Origin of the sequence: Paracraurococcus lichenis, assembly GCF_030657435.1 — a bacterium.
Classification (GTDB): domain Bacteria; phylum Pseudomonadota; class Alphaproteobacteria; order Acetobacterales; family Acetobacteraceae; genus Paracraurococcus; species Paracraurococcus lichenis.
Window position 1 is genome coordinate 1 of record NZ_JAUTWS010000295.1, and the last position, 1,379, is coordinate 1,379.

The following is a 1,379-nucleotide window of genomic DNA, read 5'->3' on the forward strand; positions in this document are numbered from 1 at the left end:
GAGCTATGGCCGAACTTGGGTGATGGCGAGCTGAGGAAGGCGGCGTATCGAAGCGGGTGACGAGCCTGCCAGAACCTCCCGAAGGAGCGATACGCCATGACAAGCGATACCACAGTGGTTGCCCTGCGTCAGCCGGATGAGGTGGCGGACCCGCTGACCGCGGTGCTGCGGAACGGCGCCCGCCGGCTACTGGCGCAGGCCGTGGAGGCGGAGGTCGAGACCTTCCTGGCGGAGATGCGGGACCTGCGGCTGCCGGACGGGCGCGAGCGGCTGGTGCGGCATGGCTATGGGCCGGAGCGGCTGGTGCAGACCGGGATCGGGCCGGTGCCGGTGCGGCGAGTGAAGCTGCGTGACCGTGGTGCTGGCCCGGAGGGGGAGCGGATCCGCTTCACCTCGGCGCTGCTGCCGCGCTGGGCACGGCGGACGCGGAGCCTGGAGGCAGTGCTGCCGGTCCTCTACCTGCGCGGGCTGTCGATGGGTGACTTCCAGGAGGCGCTGGCGGCCCTGCTGGGCAAGGAGGCACCGAACCTGTCGCCGGCGGCGATCGCGCGGCTGCGGGACACCTGGCAGGCCGACTATGATCGGTGGCAGCGGCGCGACCTGGCGGCGCGGCACTACGTCTACCTCTGGGCTGACGGCATTTACCTGCAGGCGCGAATGGAGCCGCAGGCCGAGTGCATGCTGGTGCTGATCGGGGCGACGCCGGAGGGCAAGAAGGAGCTGGTCGGCTTCCAGGTCGGCCTGCGCGAGAGCGCGCAGAGCTGGCACGAGCTGCTGGCCGGGCTGAAGGCGCGCGGCCTGGCTATCCCGCCCGAGCTGGCCATCGGCGACGGCGCGCTCGGCTTCTGGAAGGCGCTCGAGGAGGTCTTCCCGACGACCCGACAACAGCGCTGCTGGGTGCACAAAACCGTCAATGTCATGGACAAACTGCCGAAGTCCGTCCAGCCCGCGGCCAAGCAGGACCTGCGCGAGATCTGGCAGGCGCCCGACCGTGCCACCGCCGAGGCGGCGATCACCACCTTCGCCGAGAAGTACGTGGCCAAGTACGAGAAGGCGGTCAGCTGCCTGCTCAAGGACCGCGACGCGCTGCTCACCTTCTACGACTTCCCGGCCGAGCACTGGGATCATCTGCGGACCTCGAACCCGATCGAGAGTGTGTTCGCCACCGTCCGACACCGCACGGTCCGGAGCAAAGGTGCGCTGTCGCAGGACACTGCCCGGCTGATGGTGTTCAAGCTGGTGATGGCAGCTGCCAAGAGCTGGCGTCGCCTCAAAGGCGAGAACCAGTTGCCGAAGGTTGTGCAGGGTGTCAGGTTCCGCGACGGCGTCGAGGTCATCCAGACGCCGGCACAGACCGCCGCCTGATCAGTCGGCCGTCA

The 1,379-nt window shown here is 69.0% G+C and carries 1 protein-coding gene; it reads left to right on the forward strand.

The genetic code is table 11. The features are described 5' to 3' along the window. The first annotated feature begins 96 nt into the window (after positions 1-96). Entirely contained in the window at positions 97-1,365 is a 1,269-nt protein-coding gene (locus Q7A36_RS39800; RefSeq protein WP_305109321.1) for an IS256 family transposase, read from the forward strand. The last annotated feature ends 14 nt before the right edge of the window (positions 1,366-1,379 follow it).